The following is a 21723-nucleotide window of genomic DNA, read 5'->3' on the forward strand; positions in this document are numbered from 1 at the left end:
CTCGGACATTCTCGGTCCAAGGATAGCCGTGGGTGACGAACCCGGCTTCCGAATATCCCCGGCGCGTGACCGGGCGCACGCGAAAGGCCCCCTCGCCGGCGGCGAGGGGGCCTTTCCCGCCGTGCGTCAGCCGGGCTGGCCGGGCTGCTGCGGCGGCTGGACCGGTGCCTGCTGCTGCGGCTGCGCCGCGTTCTTGGCCCGGTTCATCGCCACCGAACCACCGATCAGCGCGAGCCCGGCCACGCCGAGGACGATGCCGAACAGCGGCTGCATGTCGCTGGCCCAGGACAGGATCCGGAACTCGTAGTCGAACTGCTCGAGGACGATGGTGCCGAACCCGAGCACGGCGCACAGCACGCCGATCCGCATCATGATCGAAGACATGGGAAACCCCTCGTGAAAGGAACGATGGAACCACCGGTCCGTCCCCGAGCGGCCGTGGCGAGGCAGAACCGTAGCGGCCCCGGCCCCGGCTGTCGCCGGAGTTCCCGATTCGTTACCTCACGTCCGCTGCAGCGAGTCCGGGCCCAGGTCGGCCAGCGTGCGGTGGCCCGAAAGCCCCATGGTCAGGTCGAAGTCCGCCAGCAGGCTGCGCAGGACGTGGCGCACGCCGTCCTCGCCCGCGTGGGCCAGGCCGTACACCCACGGGCGGCCGATCAACACCGCACGCGCGCCCAGGGCCAGCGCCTTGAGGACGTCGGCGCCGGTGCGGATGCCGGAGTCGAACAGCACCTCCATGCGGTCGCCGACCGCCGCGACGATGCCCGGCAGGGCCTCCAGGGCGCCGATCGCGCCGTCGACCTGGCGGCCGCCGTGGTTCGACACCACGATGCCGTCCATGCCCGCCTCCAGAGCGCGGCGCGCGTCCGCGACGTGCTGGATGCCCTTGAGCACGATCGGGCCGTCCCAGTGCTCGCGCAGGAACGGCAGCTGGTCCCACGTCCGGTCGGTGCCGGTGAGCATGCCGATCCACCGCAGGATCGCCATGTTCGGGTCGTCCTCCGGCGTCTTCTCCAGCAGGCCGCGGAACACCGGGTCGGTGAACGGGACGGCGCAGCCCTCGCCCTTCAGGAACGGCAGGTACGCCTGGTCCAGATCGGACGGTCGCCAGGCCAGCGTCCACGTGTCGAGCGTGACGACCAGCGCGGTGAAGCCGGCGTTCTTCGCCCGCGTCAGCAGGCTCGCGCAGACGTCGTTGTCGCCGGGCCAGTACAGCTGGAACCAGCGGGGGCCGTCGCCGTTCGCCGCGGCGGCGTCCTCGATGCCGGTCGACGACGCCGTGGACAGGATGAACGGCAGCCCGACCGACGCGGCGGCGCGGGCGGTCGCGGACTCGGCGTCCGGGTGGACGATCGACTGGACGCCGACCGGCGCGACGGCCACCGGCGCGGGCAGCCGGGTGCCGAGCACCGTCGTGGCCAGGTCGCGGTCGGTGGCGCCGGTCAGCATCCGGGGCACGACGCGCCAGCGATCGAACGCCTGGCGGTTGGCGCGGGCGGTCGCGCCGGAGCCGGCCGCGCCCGCGACGTAGGAGAACGGCCCGGGTGCCATGACCTCGCGCGCCGACGCTTCGAGCTTCGTCGCGTCGGTCGAGCACGGCGGCAGCTGATCACCGAGTCCCTGCAGGTAGATCTCGTTCTGGTAGCTGCCGAAGCGTTCGGTCACGGTTGCCTCCTCGCGTTCGAGGGGGCACTGTACCCGCCGGTAGTTCACCCGGCGCCGGGAACTGACCGGCGGGTAACCTGAGCCCCGTCAACGTCCCGGAGGAGAAGACATGCGCGCCTACGACGTGGTCCTGTTCGGCGCCACGGGGTTCACCGGCGGCCTGACCGCCGAGTACCTGGCCCGCCACGCGCCGGCGGACCTGCGCTGGGCGCTGGCCGGGCGCAACCGCGGCAAGCTCGAGGCCGTCCGGACGCGGCTGGCGGAGATCGACGACCGGTTCGGCGCGCTCGACCTGCTCGTCGCCGACTCCGGCGACCGGGCTTCGCTGGTGGCCGTCGCGGAGGCCACGAAGGTGGTGATCACGACCGTCGGCCCCTACGTGACGCACGGCGAGCCGCTGGTGGCCGCGTGCGCCGAGGCGGGGACCGACTACGTCGACCTGACCGGCGAACCCGAGTTCGTCGACCGGATGTACCTGGCGCACGACCGGCGCGCCCGCGAGACCGGCGCGCGGCTGGTGCACGCGTGCGGGTTCGACTCGATCCCGCACGACCTCGGCGCGTGGTTCACCGTGCAGCGGCTGCCCGAAGGAGTTCCGCTGCAGGTCGACGGCTACGTCCGGGCCGGCGGGGTGCCCTCGGGCGGCACGTTCCTCAGCGCGCTGACCATCATGTCCCGCCTGCCGGCCGGGGCCCGCGTCGCGAAGGAACGCGCGGCCGCCGAACCACGGCCCGCCGGGCGGTTCGCCCGCGCCCCGCTCGGCCGCCCGCACCGGGTCGCCGAGCCGGGCTGGTGGGCGGTGCCGCTGCCGACGATCGACGCCGACGTCGTCCGCCGGTCGGCGACCGCGTCCGAGCGCTACGGGCCGGACTTCACGTACCGGCACTTCGCCGCGGTGAAGCACCTGCCGGTGCTGGCCGGCGGGGTGGCCGGGGCGGGCGCCCTGCTCGCCGCGGCGCAGGTCCCGCCGGCCCGGCGGGCGCTGTCACGGCTGCTCGCGCCCGGCAACGGGCCGAGTCCCGCACGGCGCGCGCGGTCGTGGTTTTCGGTGCGGTTCATCGGCGAAGGCGGCGGCTCACGGGTGGTGACGGAGGTGTCGGGCGGCGACCCGGGCTACGACGAGACGGCGAAGATGCTGGCGGAGTCGGCCCTGTGCCTGGCGACCGACGACCTCCCGGAGACGGCGGGCCAGGTGACCACGGCGACCGCGATGGGCGGTGCGCTGGTGGACCGGCTCACCAAGGCGGGCATCCGCTTCACGACGCTGTGATCTCGTAGTCGGCTTCGCGGAACTCACCCACCTGCGACCGCAGCCGTCCGGTGGAGAACGGCCAGCTGAAGCTGTTGCGCCCGTTGACGTCCGTGTAGTAGCTGGAGCAGCCGCCGGACTGGTAGACCGTGCCCGGCAGCGCGGCCTGGACGGCCGCGTTGAACGCCGCCTGGGCTTCCGGGCGGACCGACAGCGACGTCCCCGGCGACCGCAGTGTCCGGGTCACCGCCGCGACCGTGTGCCGCAGCTGGGCCTCGACGATCGTGAACGCCGACGAGTGCCCGGTGCCGAGACTCGGGCCCAGCAGCAGGTACAGGTTCGGGAACCCGGCCACCGTCGTCCCCGCGTACGCCTGCGGGCTGCCCTTCCAGTGGTCGTCCAGGCTCCGGCCGCCGGCGTCGAACACCCGCGCCGACACCGGCATGTCGAGGATGTGGAAGCCGGTGCCGAAGATGATCGCGTCGACCTCCGCCGACGAGCCGTCCGCGCCGGAAACGCGGCTGCCGGAGATGGACCGCACCGCGGTCGGGTGAACGTCCACATGGGACTGCGTCAGCGCGCGGTAGTACGTGTTCGACATCAGCAGGCGCTTGCAGCCGAGCGTGTAGTCCGGCGTGAGCGCCTGGCGCAGCACGGGATCCCGGACGGACCGGCGCAGGTGGGCGAGCCCGATCTTCTGCACCTGCCGCAGCAGCCACGGGTGCCGGAAGCCGAAGCCGAGTGTCTCCATCAGGCCGTATTCGGCGGCGCGCAGGGCACCCTGGAGGACCGGGAACCGCCGCAGGAGGAACCGTTCGACGCCCGGGACGGGGTGGTCCGGTTTCGGCAGGACCCACTGCGCGGTGCGCTGGAACAGGTGCAGCCGCCCCACGCGAGGCACGATCTCCGGGACGAACTGGACCGCGGACGCGCCGGTGCCGATCACCGCGACCCGCTTGCCCGTCAGGTCGTAGCCGTGGTTCCAGCGCGCGGAGTGGAAGACCTCGCCGGGAAAGCCGGCGAGCCCGGGCAGGTCCGGGACCAGCGGTTCGTGCCAGGGACCGGTGCCGGCGACCAGGACCCGCGCGGTGTAGGGACCTTGTGACGTCTCGAGCTCCCAAAGGGACTTCCGGGCGTTCCACTGCGCGCGCGTCACTTCGACGCCGTAGCGGATCTTCCGTGTGACACCGAAGCGCGCGGCCGTGTCCTGCAGGTAGGCCCGGATCTCGGCCTGGCCGGCGAACGCGCGCGTCCACTCGGGATTGGGCGCGAAGGAGTAGGAGTACAGCGCGGACGGGACGTCACAGGCGCAACCGGGATAGGTGTTGTCGCGCCAGGTCCCGCCGAGCGCGCCGGCCTTCTCCAGCACGGCGAGGTCGCCGACGCCGGCCCGGGAAAGGCGGATGGCGGCGCCCAGCCCCGATGCCCCGGCACCGACGACGAGGACCGCGAAGTCGCGTTGTTCCATTTTCGGAGACTAGCAGTATCCGAAAACCACCGGTACCCCAATTCCAAGGTTCGCTAGAGTGCGCGCATGGCCCGACTCACCCGCGCGGAAAGCCAGGCGCGCACCCGCGAGCAGCTGGTCGAGACCGCCAAGCTGCTCTTCCTGCGCGACGGCTACTCGGTGACGTCGCTGGAGAAGGTCGCCGACGAGGCCGGGTATTCGAAGGGCGCGGTGTACTCCAACTTCCGCAGCAAGGACGAGCTCTGCCTCACCGTGCTCGACCGGATCCACGACGAGCAGGTCGCCTTGATCGCCGAGGCGCTGGCCGGTGCCGAAGGCGTGGAAGGACTGCTGGCCGCGTTCCAGACCTGGGCCGAGCGCAGCATCGGCGACGAAGCCTGGACCGCGCTCGAGGTCGAATTCGCCACGAACGCGCGGCGCGACCCGCACGTGCGCGCCGAACTGGCCGCGCGGGACAAGGCCATCCGCGACACCATCGCCGGCCTGCTCACCGGGTACGCCGAGCGGTTCGGGATCACCCTCCCGATGTCGGCCGACGACGCCGCCACGGCGTTGCTCAGCCTGGGCATCGGGCTCGGCGTCCAGCGCGCGATCGACCCGACGATCCCGGTGACCGTGCTGCCGGACGTCATCCGCCTCTTCGCCGGGGTGCGCTGACCGTCCTTTCCGGACCCTTCGACGGTGGTCTGGACCGTTCACGAACATGAACGAATTCCGCCTCTTGTGGAGCTCGCTGACTCTTCGCTACCGTGTCGCTACGCCGCAGCTCCACCCGCATCACCCGTACCCGCCGTGCTCCGACGGCGCATCCCGCGGAAAGGGTCCCCTCCCCATGAGCAAGAAGTTGCGGCCGGTCCTCATCGGCACGCTCGGCGCCGCCTCCGTCGCGGCCCTCGTGATCACCACGCCCGCGCTCTCCTCGGCCGCACCCGCACCGCTGGCCGCGGCCGGCGCGTCCGTGTTCGCCGCCGGCGACCTTTCGGCCCCGGCCAAGAAGGAAATCGCGATGAAGCTGGTCTCCAGCGCGGAAAACTCCTCGCTGGACTGGAAAGCGCAGTACAAGTACATCGAGGACATCGGTGACGGCCGCGGCTACACCGCGGGCATCATCGGTTTCTGTTCCGGCACCGGCGACATGCTCGAACTCGTCGAGGCGTACACGAATTCCGTCCCGAACAACCCGCTGGCGAAGTACCTTCCCGCGCTGCGCAAGGTGAACGGCACGGACTCGCACGCCGGGCTCGGCTCGGCGTTCGAAAGCGCGTGGAAGCAGGCCGCGGCGACGACGGCGTTCCAGACCGCGCAGAACAACGAGCGCGACCGCGTCTACTTCAACCCGTCGGTCAACCAGGGCAAGTCGGACGGCCTGAGCAACCTCGGCCAGTTCGCCTACTACGACGCCATCGTGATGCACGGCCCCGGCGACAGCTCCGACAGCTTCGGCGGCATCCGCAAGGCCGCGATGAAGAAGGCGAAGACCCCGGCCCAGGGCGGCGACGAAGCGACGTACCTCAAGGCGTTCTTCGCCGCCCGCAAGGTGATCATGAAGCAGGAGGACGCGCACTCCGACACCTCGCGTGTGGACACCGAGCAGGCGAAGTTCCTGAGCGAGGGCAACTTCGACCTGCACACCCCGCTGAAGTGGAAGGTGTACGGGGACTCGTACACGATCAACTGAGCCGGGCTACCGGGTCAGGAGCGCATCCGCCGTGCGGGTGTTCAGGATGCGCTCCGGCCCGATCCCCGCCTTGATCGCCCGCTCGCAGCCGTAGCCCAGCCAATCCAGCTGCCCGGGCGCGTGCGCGTCGCTGTCGATCGTGAAGTCGCAGCCGATTTCCGCCGCCAGGCGCAGCAACCGCATCGGCGGGTCCAGGCGCTCCGGCCGGGAATTGATCTCCACCGCGACGCCGTTCTCCCGGCACGCCGTGAACACCGCTTCGGCGTCGAACTCCGATTCCGGGCGCCCGCGGCCGACCACCAGCCGGCCCGTGCAGTGCCCCAGCACGCGCACGTGCGGGTTGCGGACCGCCGCCACCATCCGGCGGGTCATGTCCCGCGAAGGCATCCGCAGCTTCGAGTGCACGCTCGCCACCACGAAGTCCAGCTCCCCCAGCAGCTCCTCTTCCTGGTCGAGGGAACCGTCGTCGAGGATGTCGACCTCGATGCCGTGCAGCAGGCGGAACGGCGCCATCAGCTCGTTGGCCTTCGCCACGATCTGCATCTGCGTCCGGAGCCGGTCCGGGGACAGCCCGTTCGCGACCGTCAGCCGCGGCGAGTGGTCGGTCAGCACCATCCACTCGTGGCCGACGTCCCGGCCCGCGACCGCCATCTCACCGATCGAACTGCCGCCGTCGGACCAGTCCGAGTGGGTGTGGCAGTCGCCGCGCAACGCCGAGCGCAGCGGCTCGCCGTCCGGCAGCTCCTTCTCGACGATCTTCCCGCGGTAGGCCGGGTCACGGCCGGCCAGCGCGTCTTCGATGACGCCGGCGGTGGCCTTGCCGATGCCCGGCAACGACGTCAGCGTGCCGTTCTCCGCCATCTGCGCCAGCTTCTCGGCGCCGGTCTTGTCGACCGTCGCCGCGGCGTTCCGGAACGCCCGGACGCGGTAGGTCGGTTCTCCCGCGCGTTCGAGCTGGAACGCGATCTCCCGCAACGCCCATGCCGGATCCATGGGACCTGTCTACCCCCTCCGGGGCAGTTGATGCAGCTCGACGCCGGTCAGCGCACCGCCTTCGATGCGGCAGGTCTGGTACGTGCAGTACGGCTGGCGACGGCGGTCCGTCGGCGAGCCCGGGTTGAGCAGCCGCATCCCGGACGGCGCCACCGTGTCCCACGGGATGTGGCTGTGCCCGAAGACCAGCACGTCGGTGTCCGGGAACTGCGCGTCGCACCGCTGCTCGCGGCCCTCCTTGGCGCCCGTCTCGTGGATCACCGCCAGGCGCACACCGCCGAGTTCGGCCCGCGCGATCTCCGGCAACCGGGCCCGCAGCGCCGGGCCGTCGTTGTTGCCGTACACGCCGATGAGCCGCTTGCTGCGCTCTTCCAGCTCGTCCAGCAGGGCGACGTCGACCCAGTCGCCCGCGTGCACGACGACGTCGGCGGCCGCCACCTCCGCCCACACCTGCGGCGGCAGCTCGCGGCCGCGGGCCGGCAGGTGGGTGTCCGAGATCAGCAGCAGCTTCATCCGATGGCCTTCAACACCCGTTCGAGGAACCCGCCGATGTGGTCGCGCAGCAGCGCGGCGGCGCCTTCGGCGTCCCCCTTCTTCGCCGCGGCCAGCACCGCCCGGTGCTCGGTCCACTCCTTCTTCCAGCTGGGGTTGGCCTCCCAGCCGACGACGCTGATCAGCGCCGCTCGATCCTTGAGGTCGTCGAGGATGCTGACCAGCAGCGGGTTGCCGCAGCCGCGGTAGAGGGCGCGGTGGAAGCGGCGGTTCAGCAGGCTCAGCGCGGCCTGGTCCTTGTCCGCGATCGCCGTCGACGCCTCCTTCAGCGCCTCCGCCGCGTCTTCCAGCAGCTCGGGGTCGTGCTGCTCGACGGTCCGCCGGACGGCCTCGGGTTCGAGCACCATCCGCACGTCGTAGACGGACTTCGCGAGCTCGGCGTCGACCGTGATCACCGACGCGCCCTTGTACGGGCTGAACGTCACCAGCCCGGAGTTCGACAGCACCTTGAGCGCCTCGCGCACCGGGGTCTTCGACACGCCGAGCCGCGCGGCCAGCTCCGCTTCGACGAGCGGTTGACCGGGCACCAGTTCCCGGGTCAGGATGCCGCGGCGGATCTCCTCCAGGACCACTTCGGTCCGGGAGGCGGGCAGGCTGAACGTCCCGGTCATGGCGCGCTCCCTAGTTCGTGTCGGAACCCATTCAACCAGGCCCAGCAGATCGTATATCAGATGCCATACTGGATCGCATGAAGCAACCCGAGGAACTCCGCAGCCACCGGTGGTTCGGCGGCGACGAACTGCGCAACTTCAGCCACCGCGCCCGCAGCCGTCAGCTCGGCTACAACCCGGAAGAGCACCTCGGCAAACCCGTCATCGGCATCCTCAACACCTGGTCGGACATCAACCCCTGCCACATGCACCTGCGCGAACGCGCCGAGCAGGTCAAGCGGGGCGTCTGGCAGGCCGGCGGCTTCCCGCTGGAGTTCCCCGTCGCCACGCTGTCGGAGACCTACCAGAAGCCGACCCCCATGCTCTACCGCAACCTGCTGGCCATGGAGACCGAGGAGATCCTCCGGTCCTACCCGATCGACGGCGCCGTGCTGATGGGCGGCTGCGACAAGACCACGCCGGCGCTGCTGATGGGCGCGGCCAGCGCGGGCCTGCCGGCCATCTTCGTCCCGGCCGGGCCGATGTTGCGCGGGCACTGGCGCAACGAGGTCCTCGGCAGCGGCACCGACATGTGGAAGTACTGGGACGACAAGCGCGCCGGGCTGATCGGCGACGCCGAAATGTCCGAACTGGAGCGGGGGCTCGCGCGTTCGCCGGGGCACTGCATGACGATGGGGACGGCGTCGACCATGACCTCGGCCGCCGAGGTGCTCGGCGTGACGCTGCCGGGCGCCGCGTCGATCCCCGCCGTCGACTCGGCGCACCACCGGATGGCCGCGGCGAGCGGCGCGCGGATCGTCGGCATGGTCTGGGAAGACCTCACCATCACGCAGGTGCTGGACAAGCGCGCCTACGCCGACGCCATCACCACCGTGCTCGCGCTCGGCGGCTCGACCAACGCCGTGATCCACCTGATCGCGATGGCCGGCCGCAGCGGGATCCCGCTCTCGCTGGCCGACTTCGACGCCATCGCCCGGCGCGTGCCGGTGCTGGCGAACATCCGGCCCGGCGGCGACTGGCTGATGGAGGACTTCTACTACGCCGGCGGCCTGCCCGGGCTGCTGTCGCGGCTGACCGATCTGCTGCACCCCGACCGCCTCACCGTCACCGGCCGCACCCTCGGCGAGAACCTCGCGCAAGCGCAGGTGCACAACGACGACGTCATCCGGCCCCGGGACAACCCGGTCGCCGCCGAGGGCGGGGTCGCGGTGCTGCACGGGAACCTGGCGCCCTCGGGCGCGGTCATCAAGCACATCGCGGCCGAGAAGCACCTGCTGACGCACACCGGACCGGCCGTGGTGTTCGAGGACTACCCCGACCTGAAGAAGCGGATCGACGACCCGTCGATCACCGCCGACTCGGTGCTGGTGCTGCGCGGCTCCGGCCCGCTCGGCGGCCCCGGCATGCCCGAGTACGGGATGCTGCCGATCCCCGCGCACCTGCTCGAACAGGGCGTCCGGGACATGGTCCGGATTTCGGACGCGCGGATGAGCGGGACGAGCTACGGCGCCTGCGTCCTGCACGTGGCCCCCGAGTCGCACGTCGGCGGCCCGCTGGCCCTGGTCCGCGACGGCGACCTGATCACCTTGGACGTTCCCTCGCGCACCCTGCGGCTCGAGGTGTCCGATGAGGAACTGGCGCGGCGGCGTGCCGGGTGGACCGCCCCGGCGCCCCGGTTCGAACGCGGGTACGGCGCGCTCTACAGCGAACACATCACGCAGGCCGACGAAGGGTGCGACTTCGACTTCCTGGCCCGGGCGGGCCACAATCCGGAACCGGACGCGCGCTGAAGCCGATCGGTGACCGTTTCATCCCCCGTTAGGGCGAGTCGTACGGCTTGTCCGGCTGCCCCGTACGCTGTTCCCGTCACCGGCGCAACCCGGTGCCGCGTTGAAGGGGTGGAGAGTTGCCGTACGAACCGCACTGGCCCGACTCACACGGAGAGCAGACCGACGTCCTGCCGGTCGTCCGGCCCGAGCCGCAGCCGGACCCCACCGCCGCGAAGCGCTCCTTCCGCACGGCGGGCTTGATCGCGGGCGGGGTGTTCGGCGTGCTCGTCGCGGTCTACGGGATCGACCTCCTGATCAGCCAGGGCAGCGTCCCGCGCGGGGTGACCGTCGCCGGTGTCGACGTCGGCGGGATGGGCCGGGAGGCGGCCGAGCAGGAACTGCGCGGGAAGATCGAACCGCGGCTCACGCGCCCGCTCGCCGTCACCGCGGGCGAGTACCAGGGCACGCTGGCGCCGACGCTCGCCGGGCTGAAGCTCGACTGGCCGCAGACCCTCGACCAGGCCGGCGAGCAGCCGCTGAACCCCTTCACGCGCCTGTCTTCACTGTTCTCCAGCCGCGAGGTCGGCGTCGTCAGCCACGCCGACGACGCGAAGCTCACCGCCGCGCTGGAGGCGCTGCGCGGCCAGGTCGACCGCGAGCCGGTCGAAGGCACCGTCAAGTTCGAGGGTGCCCGGCCGGTCGCCGTGCCGCCGAAGACGGGGCAGAAGCTCGACGTGCCGGGGGCGACCGCCGCCGTCGTCGAGAAGTGGGCGAGCGGGGAAACCCTGGCGCTGCCGGTGACCAGCACGCCGGTCCGGACCACGGCCGAAGGCGTCCAGGCGGCGCTCGACGGGTTCGCGCGGCCCGCCGTGTCCGGCCCCCTGCTGGTCAAGGGCGAGGGCAAGGTCGCCACCGTGAAGCCGGAGGCGATCGCCGCGGCGATCACCTTCGAACCGGCCGAGGGTGGCGGGCTGACGCCGAAGATCGACAACGCGAAGATCGCCGAAGCCGCCGGGCCGCAGCTGAAGTCCACCGAGAAGGAGGGCAAGGACGCGACCGTCGTCTTCGAGGGCGGCAAGCCCGCGGTCGACCCCTCCACCGACGGCCGGACCGTCGACTGGGACCCCAGCCTCAAGCCGCTGCCCGACGTGCTCAAGAAGACCGACGGCCGCGAGCTCCCGGCCGTATACAAGGACAGCCCGGCGAAGGTGACCACCGAGCAGGCGAACCAGCTCGGCATCAAGGAAGTCGTCGGCGAGTTCACGACCCAGAAGTTCGCGGCCGACTCCGGGGTGAACATCCGGGTCGTGGCCCAGAAGGTCAACGGCGCCATCGTCAAGCCCGGGGAAACCTTCAGCCTCAACGGTTTCACCGGCCCGCGCGGCGCGGCCCAAGGCTACGTCGAGGCGGGCGTGATCAAGGACGGTGCTCCCGGGCGCGAGGTCGGCGGCGGCATTTCGCAGTTCGCGACCACGCTGTACAACGCGTCGTACTTCGCGGGCCTGAAGGACGCGGGCCACAAGGAGCACAGCTACTACATCAGCCGCTACCCCGCCGCGCGCGAGGCGACGGTGTTCCAGAACCCCAACGGCTCCAGCGTCATCGACCTCAAGTTCACCAACGACTCGCCGACCGGCATCGCGATCCAGACCATCTGGACGCCGTCGTCGATCACCGTGAAGCTGTGGGGCACCAAGCGCTACACCGTCGAGTCGATCGAAGGCGCCCAGACCAACCAGAGCGACCCGCCGACCAAGCCGGGGCCGGCGGAGAACTGCCACGCCTCGAACGGCGCGCCGGGGTTCACCACCAGCAACACCCGTGTACTCAAGGACGCCGCCACCGGCCGCGAAGTCGGCCGGTCGACCCGGACCGTCCACTACAACCCGCAGCCGAAAATCGTCTGCGGCGAGGGGCAGTGACCTCCTAACGGCCGTTCACGCTGGGCGTCCGCGGCAGTACCGTGGGTGCCCATGAACGGACGCGCGGCAGGCTTCCGGGACGTCCTCGCCGTGACCGAGTTCCGGGCCCTGTTCTCGGCCCAGCTCGTCTCGGTCACCGGTGACCAGCTGGCCCGGGTCGCGCTGTCGATCCTGGTGTACGACCGCACGAACTCGCCGGGCTGGGCCGCGCTGACCTACGCGCTGACGTTCCTGCCGGACCTCGTCGGCGGCCCGCTGCTGTCCGGCCTCGCCGACCGGCACCCGCCGCGGACGGTGATGGTCCTGTCCGATGTCCTGCGGGCCCTCGCGGTGGCCGTGATGGCGGCGCCGGGCCTGCCCCTGCCGGTGGTGGCGGCGCTGCTGGTCGGCGTCCAGCTCGTCAACCCCGTCTGGAACTCGGCGCGGGCCGCGCTGCTGCCGCAGGTGCTGCCGGGTGAGACGTTCGTGCCCGGGATGGGCCTGCTGATGATGCTGGTGCAGGCGGGCCAGGTCGCCGGGTTCGCCCTCGGCGGTCTGCTCGTGGCGGGTCTCGGCACCGGCGGTGCCCTGCTGGCGGACGCGGCGAGCTTCGCGGTGTCGGCCCTGTTCCTGGTCGCCGGCGTCCAGGAGCGGCCGCCGAGGGACACCTCCGGTGTCCGGTGGTGGCGGCACGTCCGGGCGGGCTGGGCGGTGGTGGTCGGCGACCGGCGGCGGCTCGCCCTGGTGGCACTGGGGTGCGTGTCGGGGGTGTACATCGCGGGCGAGGCGATCGCCGCGCCGTACGCCGCCGAGCTCGGCGGCGGTGCGGTCGTGGTCGGGCTGCTGCTCGGGGCGTTCGCGCTGGGGAACGTGCTCGGCATGGCGGCGTTGTCGCGGATCCCGCCCGCGCGGCGGCCGCGGCTGCTGGGGCCGCTCGCCGTGCTGGCCTGCGCGGCCTTGCTGGGCTGCGCGCTGCACCCGGACCTGGTGGCCACTTTGGCGCTGTTCACGCTGTCCGGGGTGGCCAGTTCGTACAACTTGATCGCGAACACGACGTTCGTGCAGCTGACTCCGGACGCCCAGCGCGCCCAGTCGTTCGGCTTCGCGTTGACGGCGTTGCGGGTGTCACAAGGGCTCGGCGTGGTGCTGGCCGGCGTGGCGGCCGAACGGGCGGCCCCGCACGCCGTCGTCGCGGGGGCCGGGGCGATCGGCGTGGTGGCGGCGTTCGGTGCGTCCCGGCTGTGGCGGCGGGCGCAACCGGATCCCCGGTGACCGGTCCCGCCGGGGTACCGGTCACCGGGCACTGGTCAGCGCCGCGTCCAGTCGGTGGGGATCTGGCGGGGGGTCCAGTCGGTCGGGCACTGCGCCGGCGCGGCGCCGGGGCGGGCCCCATCGGTCGGCAGCTCGCGGACGGTCCAGTCGGTGGGCAGTTCGCGGGCGGTCCAGTCGGTCGGCAGCTGCCGCGGGGTCCAGTCGGTCGGGATCGCCCGGGTCCAGTCGGTGGGGAGCTGCCGGGTCCAGTCGGTCGGCCGCTGCGCGCGACGGCGGGACGGGACGATGTTGCTGCCGGTCAGGAAGTGCGACATGATTTTCTCCTGGTTTGTGAGGGAACTTGCACGGTGCGTAACCGGACCGTAGCCTGACCGGCCTAGTGACACACCGCGTTCACTCGATTACAGTGACGATTTCTGCGAAGAGTTCCGTCCTGAGCAGAAGGGCGTTTCGTGGGATTGTCCGGGTCCCCAGGGCGAAAGCCCAGCTCAGAACGTCCACGATCAGGTATCCGAACGTGGGCGATGTGGAAGCTGGCCACTCCGGTGTTCGGCTACGTCCTCATCGTCGACGCCTTGGCGCTGATCGCGGTCCTCTCGACGGCCGCGCTGGTGCCGATCACCACCTCGTCGCTGCTCTGGTGTGGACTGATCCTCGCCGGTGAAGTCGTGCACCTCGAAGCGGCGCAACGCATCGAGCGCATCCGCGAGCTGGCCGCCGACGGCCGTCCGCACATGCACCTGCAGTCGATCTGGATCTTCGCCGGGCTGCTCCTGCTGCCCCCGCCGTTGGCCACGCTCGTCATCGTCGTGAGTTATGCCCATTCCTGGGTCCGCGTCTACAAACGGCGAGGCGTGATTCACCGGAAAGTGTTCTCCGGCGCGACGGTGATCCTGGCGTGCGCCGCCGCGGGGGCCGTGTTGTGGGCGGGTACCGGGCACGTGGCGCCGTACGTGCCCTACCTCGACGGGTTCGGCGGGATGACCGCGCTGCTGACGTCCGGGATCGTCTACTTCGGCCTGAACTACGTGCTCGTGATCGTGGCGATCCTGATGAGCAACCCGGGAAAGCCGCCGCGGCGGGCGTTCGGCAACCCGTCCGACGTGCTGATCGTGCTGGCCGCGGTCGGCGTCGGCTGCGGCATCGCGCTGGTGATGACGGTCCGGCCGTGGCTGCTGCCGGTGCTCATGGTGACGCCGGTGGCGCTGCACATCGGCCTGCTGCTGCCCCAGTTCCAGGCGGCCGCGCGGACGGACTCCAAGACGGCGCTGCTCGCGCCGGAGTTCTGGGTCCAGCTGGCCCGCAACGAGCTGGCCCGCGCGGCGGAGCTGTCCTCGACGGCCGGCGTGCTGATGATCGACATCGACCACTTCAAGGCCATCGACGACGGCAACGGCCACCTGGCGGGCGACGAGGTCCTCCGCGCGGTCGCGGCGGCGATCCAGGGCTCGGTCCGCGGCGGCGACTACGTGGGCCGCTTCGGCGGCGACGAGTTCGTGGTGCTGCTCCCGGGCACGAACAGCGCGGAGATCGCCTCGGTCGCGGACCGCATCCGGACGGCGATCGCCCGGCTCGAGGTGCCGGTCCCGGTGATCCGCCCGGGCAAGCCCGAGGTGATCAGCGGCTTGACGGCCTCGATCGGCGCGGCGGTGTACCCGGAAACGGCCACGGAGTACACGATCCTGCTGCAGGCAGCGGACGACGCGGTGTTCGAAGCCAAGGCGGGCGGCCGCGACCGTGTGGTCCTGGCGACCGCCCGCACCGAGCTGACGCGACCGGAAATCCCCGACGTGCTCTGACCCCGTACCGCAAGCGCCCCAACGGGGTTGTTTCATCCTGGTTTGCGGAGGTCAGGTCGGGTTGACTGGGCGTGGCAGTGGTCAAGCCGTGGCCCGTCGGGCGGTGTCGCCGAGAACGCGCATTCGCCTACCGCCGCCTTTCCGTCAACGGCCGACGAGCTTCACCACTTGTACGCGTGAGCACGACCTGCCTGACTAGCCAAACCACGATGAACGCCCAATTTTGGCCTTTGCCGCCTTGCAACTTACGTTGCTGAGCCATGATCACGTCAGCAACGAAAGCGGCCTGGATCTGCGGCCCTCGGAGGTCTCAACACGTGAGGACGGGCTTCTGACGTGCGGTTTTTCGGCTGGAGCAGGCATGCACATTCCAAGGTCCAACGGCGACCGGAACCCGGCTATCCGCTGGGGGTTTGTTGCGTTGTCGTAGCAGCACCCGTCCCGTCCGACCGTAGAGTTCGGTACATCAGGTGCAGAAGTTGCGTGAATTTGTAACGCTGGAGCGAGATTGCCGAGGTTCACCCGGAACCCTGGATTACGGGTATGGCAGCAGTGCGCAGTTGGTCCGCACATCGCTGCGTTTGAGGACCGACCAACAGGAACACCGGATGACGGCCGTGACACCGCCATCCGGTGCTGCCACTCAATGCGATGGATTAGTGGTTAACTGCGTCAGTCGCAGTTTGACTTTGGTTGCGTTCAACGCACCTCGGGGCACTCGGGTCAGGGCAAGGTGGCCAGCGACGCTTCGAGGGTGGCCTCGGACAGTTCGTCGTCCACCATGTCCCCGGCGAGGTAGGCACCGTACGCCGGCAGGTCGAGGTGGGCGTGCCCGCACAACGCCGTGAGGATCACCTTCTCCTCGCCGGTTTCCTTGCACCGCAACGCTTCCCGGATGCACGCCGCGAGCGCGTGGGTCGGCTCCGGGGCCGGGATGATGCCCTCGGACCGGGCGAACCGCACCCCCGCCGCGAAGCACTCCTGCTGCCCGATCGCGATCGCCTCGATCAGGCCGAGTTCGTGGATGTGCGAAATCAGCGGTGACATCCCGTGGTAGCGGAGGCCGCCCGCGTGGATCGGGTCCGGGATGAACTCGTGGCCGAGCGTGTGCATCTTCAGCAACGGCGTCAGTCCGGCCGTGTCGCCGAAGTCGTAGGCGTACTTGCCGCGCGTCAGCGACGGGCACGCCGCCGGCTCGACCGCGCGGATCACCGGGTCCATCCGGCCGGCCAGCTTCTCGCGCAGGAACGGGAAGGCGAGCCCGCCGAAGTTGGAGCCGCCGCCGGTGCAGCCGACCAGGACGTCCGGGGTGTCGCCGGCCAGTTCGAACTGCTTGAGCGCCTCCTCGCCGATGACCGTCTGGTGCAGCAGCACGTGGTTGAGCACGCTGCCGAGCGCGTACCGCGCGTCCGGGTCCTGCGCCGCCTGCTCGACGGCTTCGCTGATGGCGATGCCGAGACTGCCCGTCGAGTCCGGGTGCTGCTTGAGGATCGCCCGGCCGGACTCGGTCAGCTCCGACGGGCTCGGGTGGACGGTCGCGCCGAACGTCTCCATCATCAGCTTGCGGTAGGGCTTCTGGTCGTAGGAGGCGCGCACCTGCCAGACCTCGCACTCCAGCCCGTACTGCGCGCAGGCGAAGGCGAGCGCGCTCCCCCACTGGCCGGCGCCGGTCTCGGTGGTCAGCCGCCTGACACCTTCGGCCGCGTTGTAGAACGCCTGCGGCACGGCGGTGTTCGGCTTGTGCGAGCCGACCGGGCTGACGCCCTCGTACTTGTAGTAGATCCGCGCCGGAGTACCCAGCACCCTCTCCAGCCGTCGCGCCCGGTACAGCGGCGACGGGCGCCAGAGGCGGTAAACCTCCCGCACTTCCTCCGGGATGTCGACATAGCGATCAGTCGCCACTTCCTGGGCGATGAGCGCCTGCGGGAACAGCGGCGCGAGGTCGTCCGGGCCCACGGGCTCGCGCGTGCCGGGGTGCAGCGGCGGTGGCGGCGGCTCGGGCAGGTCGGGGATGACGTTGTACCACTGGGTCGGGAGATCGGCTTCGTCCAGGACGTATTTGGTCTGCTCAGCCATCACGCCTCCTTGGTCGGCACCTCAACCTAGGACGCGCCCGGCCGCGGAGCCAGTACGGTGATCGGGTGGAGAATTCAGTGCTGAACGACATCCCGACCTGGCACCCACCCGCCGGCCGAGGTCCGGGCCTGGTGCTGGTCCAGGAAATCTTCGGCCTGGACGACTACCTGCGCTCGGTGGCGTCGGACCTGGCCGCCGCGGGCTACGTGGTGGCGGTCCCGGAACTGTTCCGGCGGACGGCGCCGGGCTGGTCGTCGACCCACGACGAAGCGGGTGTCGCGGCTTCGATGGCGGTGGCGGCCTCCTTCGACCCGGCGTTGGGGCTGTCGGACGTCCTGGCCACGGTGGCCCACCTCCGGTCCCTGCCGTCGGTGACGGGTGGCGTGGGCGTCCTGGGTTTCTGCCTGGGCGGCTCGCTGGCCTTCGCGGCGGCCGCCGAGGGCGACCCGGACGTGGCGGTGTCGTTCTACGGCTCGACAGTGGCGCAGCAGATCGACGCACTTTCCCGCGTCGAATGCCCGATCCAGTTCCACTTCGGCGGCCAGGACCCGTACATCCCGCGTGCCGATGTGGCCGTGGTGGAGTCCGCGGTGGCCGCGCACCCCGGGGCGGAGATCCACGTCCAGGAGGAGGCCGGGCACGCGTTCCACAACAACGTGGCCCCCATGTTCCACCACCCGGAAGCGGCGGCCCGGGCGTGGGAGCTGACGACGGAGTTCCTGCGGCGGACCCTGCCGGCGTGAAGGCGGCCACGCTCTTCCGGAGTACCGGCGGACGCCCTGGTGTGCTCGTCGAGCTGGCTTTCCTGCTGCTCTGGTTCCTGCTCTTCGCGCGGCTCGACGCCGCTGTGGGCAAAGACTTCGCGGCCGCCGATGCCCATGCGCTGGCGCTGCAGTCCCTGGAACACATGGCACAGCTCGACATCGAGCGGAGTACCAACGATTGGCTGGCCGGCCGGCCGGTCCTCGGCCACCTGGCGGTCTACGTCTACCGGCTGTACTACGTGGTGGTGGCGGGCGTGCTGCTGTGGGTGTTCGTCCGGCACGCCGGGATCTACCGCCAGGTCCGCCGGACGATGGTCGCGATGACAGCCCTGGTCCTGCCGGTGTACTGGGCGGTGCCGATGTCGCCACCGCGGTTCGCCCTGCCGGGCGCGGTGGACATCGTTGCCCGGTACGACTTCCTGGACGTGGAGAGCTGGACCAAGCCGACCCACTACACGGCGATGCCCAGCATGCACGTCGGCTGGTCGCTGTGGTGCGCGTATGCCGTGTGGACCGCGCTCCGGGACTCCCACCCACGTCTGGCGTGGTCGGCGTGGGCGTTCCCGCTGCTGATGGCGGCGGTCGTGCTCGCCACGGGGAACCACTACGTCCTCGACATCGCGGGCAGCGTCGCCCTGCTGACCGTCTCGGTCATCGTGGCGACGCTGTGGGGCCGCCTGCGCGGATCCCGGGATTCCGCGTAGGCGAACAGCGCTGCCGAGGCGATCTGCCGGTCTACAGCGTTCGTGAAACCGTCTATCCGTCAAACCACCAAGGCACGTCCGACTCGCCGAAGAGCATCACGAACGTGGACACCGGGAAACGATCGTCCGGCGGGTGGAAGTCCACGGTCGCCTCGATCTCTTCGGCGCTGAGCAAGGTCAGCCCGGCTTCCCGGAGCATCTCGATGATCCGCTTTTCTTCCGCCGGCCTGTTTTCGCCGAAACCGGTGACCACATCGGCACGTGCCAATAGCGTGTCGGGGTCGTCGCCGTACGCCAGCAACGCGTACGGCCCGACCGCCGACAGCCACAGCGACCAGCCCGACCGGCTCCGGCGATGCGGCTGCAGGGTATACAAAACACTGACGTCCAGCGGGTCAGTCCAGTCCTCGATGTGGAGGAACTCCCTGAATCCGTCCAGGAGCGGCTTCCACCGGTTGTCCCTCAACGCGTCGGAGAAGAACCCGTAGTACGGGCTCTGAAGATCTCCATAGGCACGGCGGGCATGCTCGAGGAACTCCTCCGACCGGTCTTCCTTGCCTGATGCCATGGCCAACCGTGCATTCCCTTCTTGGGGTGTGCCCCCGTCCGAGCCGTTGACCACCCTCACCGGATGGTGCTAATAATACTAGCACTATGCGATGGGAAGTCGATCACTCTTCGCGAGAGGCGCTACCGCGCCAGATCGTGGCGTGCGTGCGGCGGGGCGTGGCTTCGGGGGAACTTGCGGTCGGCGAGCAGCTGCCACCGGCGGCCGAGCTGGCCAAGGCGCTGTCGGTCGACCGCAACACCGTGCTGGCCGCCTACCGGCAGCTGCGCGACGACGGCGTGCTGGAGTTCCGCCGCGGCCGCGGGGCACGGGTCGCGTCCGCCGTCACGGAACCGGGTCCGGTCACCGAGGCTGCGCAGGCGCTCGTCACCGTCGCCCGCCAGCACGGCCTGGGCCGGCAGGATCTGCTTCGCCTCATCGAGAAACTGGCCTGACACGTCGAGAGGACGGTGCCCCATGACGGCAGTACCCGGCCCCGGCCGGTATTCGATCTACACCGGACGCGTGACGAACTGGCCGCTGGTGGTGATTTTCGGCGTCGCGATGATGGCGCCGCTGCTGGCCCTGGCCAACATGTCGCGCGGTGGCTGGCTCGACGAGCCCCGCTCCGTGATCGCCCTGCTGCTTGGCGCGGCCATGGTGCTCTTCACCGGGCTGACCGGATTGAGCGTCAGGACGGCGGTGGGCCCCAACGGCGTCTCGGTCCACTGCGGCGCGTTCGGCTGGCCACGCCGCACCTACCGGCTGGACGAGATCGACCGCGCCGAGGTGACCGGGCTGTCGCCGCTGTGGTGCGTGTGCCTTGGCCACTGGTGGACCCCCACCCACACCTACTTCACGACCCGGACCGGGCCCGCCCTGCGGCTGGTGTTGCGCACCGGCCGAATCGTGACGATCAACGTCCCCGACCCCCACGAAGTGGCCACGATCGTCCACGAGGCGAAGGCCGCCTGACGCCGCTGCGGGGCACCACCGCGCTAGGACTCCTGCCTCGGGCCGGGCGGATCCACCGGCCAAGGCGGCCCGGACGGCCAGCGCGGCCACGGCGGATCGATCATGACCGGCCGCAAGGCCGGGTCGCGGGCGCCGGCCCACCAGCCCGCCGCGAAGATCACCGGCAGGCAAGCCGCGGCGAGGAGCAGGCCGAGGTCGGCGGCCGGGCCGTGCTCCTGCGGGTGGCCCAGCGTCCAGCCCAGCGGTGGCCCGACGCACGCCAGCCCGGTCAGGACGGCGGCCGCGACGACGGCCGTCATGCGCGGCCGGTACAGCAGCCGCTGCGCCAGGGTGAGACCGGCGCCGATGCCGAGTAGGCACAGCGCGGTCACCAGCCAAGGTCCGGTCGACCTCCCGGCGTCCTCGAGGAAGAACACCACCACGCCGAGGACCGGGAAACCCAGCACGACGAGCAGGATGAGGGGCACCACGGCGGTGAGCCCGCGGCCGAGCCGGGCGCGCACCCGGCCGGCCGCCACCGTCGTGCCGGTCAGCAGGGCGAGCACGGCGAGCAGCCCGGCGTTCAGGAAGGCGTCCCCGATCACGCGGCCGAAGCCGGTGAGCGGCGCCGGCCGGATGTCCAGCCCGTTTTCGGCGACCACGACCGGGACCCGGCGCCAGGCACCGTCGGCACCGCGGATCACCAGCCCCTCCACCCCGTTGGCCACGATCACCTCGTGTCCACCCGGGACGGCGCGGACGGCCACCTCCCCAGTGCCCACTTTGGACAGATTGACCACCCCGGCCGGAAACGGGTGCTGGCGGAAGACGAACTCCCACCGGGCGGCGGGCAGCTCCCATGCGGTGTTCCAGGTCCGGCCGGCATCGGTCGTCTCGTCGACGCCGGGCTGGCGGCCACCGCTGGGCAGCATCCCACTCTGATCGAGATCAGCGGAACCGCGCACCCGGTAGCAGTGTGCGGCCGCGTCGGGCACACAGGCTTCGGTTTGCCGCTTCGGCGCCGGCGTCGAGAAGTCCTTCGGCACCGGCACCTGCGACAGGTACTGCCAGCCGTCGACGCCCGAGGCGGAGCTGTAGATCCCGTGGTCCGCCTCGATCACCACCTGCGAGCCCTCGCTCTTCACGGATTCGACCGCCGGCACGTTCTCCGACGGCGCCGACGTCGCGGTGATCGCCAGCACCGTGAACGGCACCGCGACCACCACCCGCACCCGGAACGCCAGGCGGTCCGGCAGCGGCGGGACCCCCGTCACCCGGCGCCAGACCCACCAGGAAAGGCCCAGCGCGGGCAGCGCGACCAGGTCGGCCGGATCGGCCAGGATCACCGACGGCCCGTTGACCACCGACCACGCCGCCGAAGCGACGCCGGCACCCCCGGCGGTCAGCTTGACCAGGGCGAATCCGGCTCCGGTCGTCAGCACCGCGGCCGCGGCGGCGACCCGGCCTGCGAGGAACAGGCCGAGCAGCAGCCCGAGCACCGGCGGCGCGACGACCAGCCCGGCCACGTCGCTGAGCTTGCCGGTGACGAGCCCCGGCCACGCCGGTTTGAGCACGTGGTCGTTGACCAGCAGCACCGCCGTGGCGCCGACGGTCAGCGGATGCGCCAGCCAGCGCAAAAAGACCCCAGTTCGCATCTGGTACAGCCTGGGGTGCGGTGATCACGGCCGTGACACGGCTCGGCCCCGGATCGGACCGGCGTG

Annotated in this window: 21 protein-coding genes; 11 read left to right on the plus strand and 10 right to left on the minus strand. The window is 70.9% G+C overall.

The features are described from left to right. Positions 1 to 126 precede the first annotated feature (126 nt). Both QRY02_RS25710 and QRY02_RS25715 read right to left on the minus strand, forming a co-directional pair. Positions 127 to 384 (minus strand): hypothetical protein, encoded by a 258-nt coding sequence (locus QRY02_RS25710; RefSeq protein WP_285985415.1) that lies wholly within the window; start codon positions 382 to 384, stop codon positions 127 to 129. Between the two features lie 117 nt (positions 385 to 501). Next, complete coding sequence (locus QRY02_RS25715; RefSeq protein ID WP_285985416.1) at positions 502 to 1665, minus strand: lactate 2-monooxygenase; 1164 nt, start codon at positions 1663 to 1665, stop codon at positions 502 to 504. 109 nt (positions 1666 to 1774) lie between these two features. On the opposite strand from QRY02_RS25715, the gene QRY02_RS25720 reads away from it, so the two are divergent. Continuing rightward, complete coding sequence (locus QRY02_RS25720) at positions 1775 to 2935, plus strand: saccharopine dehydrogenase family protein (RefSeq protein ID WP_285985417.1); 1161 nt, start codon at positions 1775 to 1777, stop codon at positions 2933 to 2935. Here QRY02_RS25720 and QRY02_RS25725 read toward each other — a convergent pair. Next, positions 2922 to 4382, minus strand: a complete 1461-nt coding sequence (locus QRY02_RS25725; protein ID WP_285985418.1) for a flavin-containing monooxygenase — start codon at positions 4380 to 4382, stop codon at positions 2922 to 2924. The two genes, QRY02_RS25720 and QRY02_RS25725, sit on opposite strands and share 14 nt — an antisense overlap. 66 nt (positions 4383 to 4448) lie before the next feature. Between QRY02_RS25725 and QRY02_RS25730 the strand changes: the two genes are divergently transcribed. Next, positions 4449 to 5039 (plus strand): TetR/AcrR family transcriptional regulator, encoded by a 591-nt coding sequence (locus tag QRY02_RS25730; RefSeq protein WP_285985419.1) that lies wholly within the window; start codon positions 4449 to 4451, stop codon positions 5037 to 5039. 175 nt (positions 5040 to 5214) lie between these two features. After that, complete coding sequence (locus QRY02_RS25735; protein ID WP_285985420.1) at positions 5215 to 6060, plus strand: chitosanase; 846 nt, start codon at positions 5215 to 5217, stop codon at positions 6058 to 6060. 6 nt (positions 6061 to 6066) lie between these two features. Here QRY02_RS25735 and QRY02_RS25740 read toward each other — a convergent pair whose 3' ends face one another. From QRY02_RS25740 to QRY02_RS25750, 3 genes are read right to left on the minus strand one after another with little or no spacing between them, the layout of a single operon-like run. After that, positions 6067 to 7053: a PHP domain-containing protein gene (locus tag QRY02_RS25740; RefSeq protein ID WP_285985421.1), complete on the minus strand. Its 987-nt coding sequence runs from the start codon at positions 7051 to 7053 to the stop codon at positions 6067 to 6069. Between the two features lie 9 nt (positions 7054 to 7062). Continuing rightward, positions 7063 to 7566 (minus strand): metallophosphoesterase family protein, encoded by a 504-nt coding sequence (locus QRY02_RS25745; protein WP_285985422.1) that lies wholly within the window; start codon positions 7564 to 7566, stop codon positions 7063 to 7065. After that, positions 7563 to 8216: a GntR family transcriptional regulator gene (locus QRY02_RS25750; RefSeq protein ID WP_285985423.1), complete on the minus strand. Its 654-nt coding sequence runs from the start codon at positions 8214 to 8216 to the stop codon at positions 7563 to 7565. The genes QRY02_RS25745 and QRY02_RS25750 overlap by 4 nt, the downstream gene beginning before the upstream one ends. 77 nt (positions 8217 to 8293) lie before the next feature. On the opposite strand from QRY02_RS25750, the gene araD reads away from it, so the two are divergent. The 3 genes from araD (at position 8294) to QRY02_RS25765 (ending at position 13158) form a co-directional block, all read left to right on the plus strand. Beyond that, complete coding sequence (araD, locus tag QRY02_RS25755) at positions 8294 to 10006, plus strand: L-arabinonate dehydratase (protein WP_285985424.1); 1713 nt, start codon at positions 8294 to 8296, stop codon at positions 10004 to 10006. A 116-nt stretch (positions 10007 to 10122) separates the two neighbouring features. Further along, entirely contained in the window at positions 10123 to 11907 is a 1785-nt protein-coding gene (locus tag QRY02_RS25760) for a VanW family protein (RefSeq protein ID WP_285985425.1), read from the plus strand. Between the two features lie 51 nt (positions 11908 to 11958). Beyond that, positions 11959 to 13158, plus strand: coding sequence for an MFS transporter (locus QRY02_RS25765; protein ID WP_285985426.1), 1200 nt, complete (start codon positions 11959 to 11961; stop codon positions 13156 to 13158). A gap of 35 nt (positions 13159 to 13193) precedes the next feature. Here the strand turns inward: QRY02_RS25765 and QRY02_RS25770 are convergent, their stop codons facing one another. Next, a complete protein-coding gene (locus QRY02_RS25770) occupies positions 13194 to 13472 on the minus strand; it encodes a hypothetical protein (RefSeq protein WP_285985427.1) in 279 nt (92 codons plus the stop codon). 210 nt (positions 13473 to 13682) lie between these two features. Here QRY02_RS25770 and QRY02_RS25775 point away from each other — a divergent pair, with 210 nt between their 5' ends. Continuing rightward, positions 13683 to 14957 carry a diguanylate cyclase gene (locus tag QRY02_RS25775; protein WP_285985428.1) on the plus strand — a complete coding sequence of 425 codons (1275 nt, stop codon included), beginning with the start codon at positions 13683 to 13685 and terminating at the stop codon, positions 14955 to 14957. Between the two features lie 723 nt (positions 14958 to 15680). Here the strand turns inward: QRY02_RS25775 and QRY02_RS25780 are convergent. Then, on the minus strand, positions 15681 to 17033 hold the full coding sequence (locus QRY02_RS25780) for a TrpB-like pyridoxal phosphate-dependent enzyme (protein ID WP_285985429.1): 1353 nt from the start codon (positions 17031 to 17033) through the stop codon (positions 15681 to 15683). Between the two features lie 65 nt (positions 17034 to 17098). Between QRY02_RS25780 and QRY02_RS25785 the strand changes: the two genes are divergently transcribed. Both QRY02_RS25785 and QRY02_RS25790 read left to right on the plus strand, forming a co-directional pair. Continuing rightward, complete coding sequence (locus tag QRY02_RS25785; protein WP_285985430.1) at positions 17099 to 17776, plus strand: dienelactone hydrolase family protein; 678 nt, start codon at positions 17099 to 17101, stop codon at positions 17774 to 17776. Next, positions 17773 to 18501, plus strand: a complete 729-nt coding sequence (locus QRY02_RS25790; RefSeq protein WP_285985431.1) for a phosphatase PAP2 family protein — start codon at positions 17773 to 17775, stop codon at positions 18499 to 18501. Before QRY02_RS25785 ends, QRY02_RS25790 begins: the two co-directional genes overlap by 4 nt. A 52-nt stretch (positions 18502 to 18553) precedes the next feature. On the opposite strand, the gene QRY02_RS25795 is transcribed toward QRY02_RS25790, so the two are convergent. Then, positions 18554 to 19129, minus strand: a complete 576-nt coding sequence (locus QRY02_RS25795; protein ID WP_285985432.1) for a hypothetical protein — start codon at positions 19127 to 19129, stop codon at positions 18554 to 18556. 26 nt (positions 19130 to 19155) lie between these two features. Here QRY02_RS25795 and QRY02_RS25800 point away from each other — a divergent pair, with 26 nt between their 5' ends. Together QRY02_RS25800 and QRY02_RS25805 are read left to right on the plus strand one after the other, a co-directional pair. Further along, complete coding sequence (locus tag QRY02_RS25800; RefSeq protein ID WP_285985433.1) at positions 19156 to 19503, plus strand: GntR family transcriptional regulator; 348 nt, start codon at positions 19156 to 19158, stop codon at positions 19501 to 19503. Positions 19504 to 19525: 22 nt separating this feature from the next. After that, positions 19526 to 20023 (plus strand): hypothetical protein, encoded by a 498-nt coding sequence (locus QRY02_RS25805; RefSeq protein ID WP_285985434.1) that lies wholly within the window; start codon positions 19526 to 19528, stop codon positions 20021 to 20023. Between the two features lie 23 nt (positions 20024 to 20046). On the opposite strand, the gene QRY02_RS25810 is transcribed toward QRY02_RS25805, so the two are convergent. Continuing rightward, positions 20047 to 21657: a hypothetical protein gene (locus QRY02_RS25810; RefSeq protein WP_285985435.1), complete on the minus strand. Its 1611-nt coding sequence runs from the start codon at positions 21655 to 21657 to the stop codon at positions 20047 to 20049. Between the last annotated feature and the right edge of the window lie 66 nt (positions 21658 to 21723).

It is taken from the genome of Amycolatopsis sp. DG1A-15b, from assembly GCF_030285645.1.
Lineage (GTDB): Bacteria > Actinomycetota > Actinomycetes > Mycobacteriales > Pseudonocardiaceae > Amycolatopsis.

Coding starts and splice junctions, on each gene's coding strand:
- QRY02_RS25710 (WP_285985415.1), bottom strand. CDS start 384: ATGTCTTCGATCATGATGCGGATCGGCGTGCTGTGCGCCGTGCTCGGG.
- QRY02_RS25720 (WP_285985417.1), top strand. CDS start 1,775: ATGCGCGCCTACGACGTGGTCCTGTTCGGCGCCACGGGGTTCACCGGC.
- QRY02_RS25725 (WP_285985418.1), bottom strand. CDS start 4,382: ATGGAACAACGCGACTTCGCGGTCCTCGTCGTCGGTGCCGGGGCATCG.
- QRY02_RS25730 (WP_285985419.1), top strand. CDS start 4,449: ATGGCCCGACTCACCCGCGCGGAAAGCCAGGCGCGCACCCGCGAGCAG.
- QRY02_RS25735 (WP_285985420.1), top strand. CDS start 5,215: ATGAGCAAGAAGTTGCGGCCGGTCCTCATCGGCACGCTCGGCGCCGCC.
- QRY02_RS25740 (WP_285985421.1), bottom strand. CDS start 7,053: ATGGATCCGGCATGGGCGTTGCGGGAGATCGCGTTCCAGCTCGAACGC.
- QRY02_RS25745 (WP_285985422.1), bottom strand. CDS start 7,566: ATGAAGCTGCTGCTGATCTCGGACACCCACCTGCCGGCCCGCGGCCGC.
- QRY02_RS25750 (WP_285985423.1), bottom strand. CDS start 8,216: ATGACCGGGACGTTCAGCCTGCCCGCCTCCCGGACCGAAGTGGTCCTG.
- araD (WP_285985424.1), top strand. CDS start 8,294: ATGAAGCAACCCGAGGAACTCCGCAGCCACCGGTGGTTCGGCGGCGAC.
- QRY02_RS25765 (WP_285985426.1), top strand. CDS start 11,959: ATGAACGGACGCGCGGCAGGCTTCCGGGACGTCCTCGCCGTGACCGAG.
- QRY02_RS25770 (WP_285985427.1), bottom strand. CDS start 13,472: ATGTCGCACTTCCTGACCGGCAGCAACATCGTCCCGTCCCGCCGTCGC.
- QRY02_RS25775 (WP_285985428.1), top strand. CDS start 13,683: ATGTGGAAGCTGGCCACTCCGGTGTTCGGCTACGTCCTCATCGTCGAC.
- QRY02_RS25780 (WP_285985429.1), bottom strand. CDS start 17,033: ATGGCTGAGCAGACCAAATACGTCCTGGACGAAGCCGATCTCCCGACC.
- QRY02_RS25800 (WP_285985433.1), top strand. CDS start 19,156: ATGCGATGGGAAGTCGATCACTCTTCGCGAGAGGCGCTACCGCGCCAG.
- QRY02_RS25805 (WP_285985434.1), top strand. CDS start 19,526: ATGACGGCAGTACCCGGCCCCGGCCGGTATTCGATCTACACCGGACGC.
- QRY02_RS25810 (WP_285985435.1), bottom strand. CDS start 21,657: ATGCGAACTGGGGTCTTTTTGCGCTGGCTGGCGCATCCGCTGACCGTC.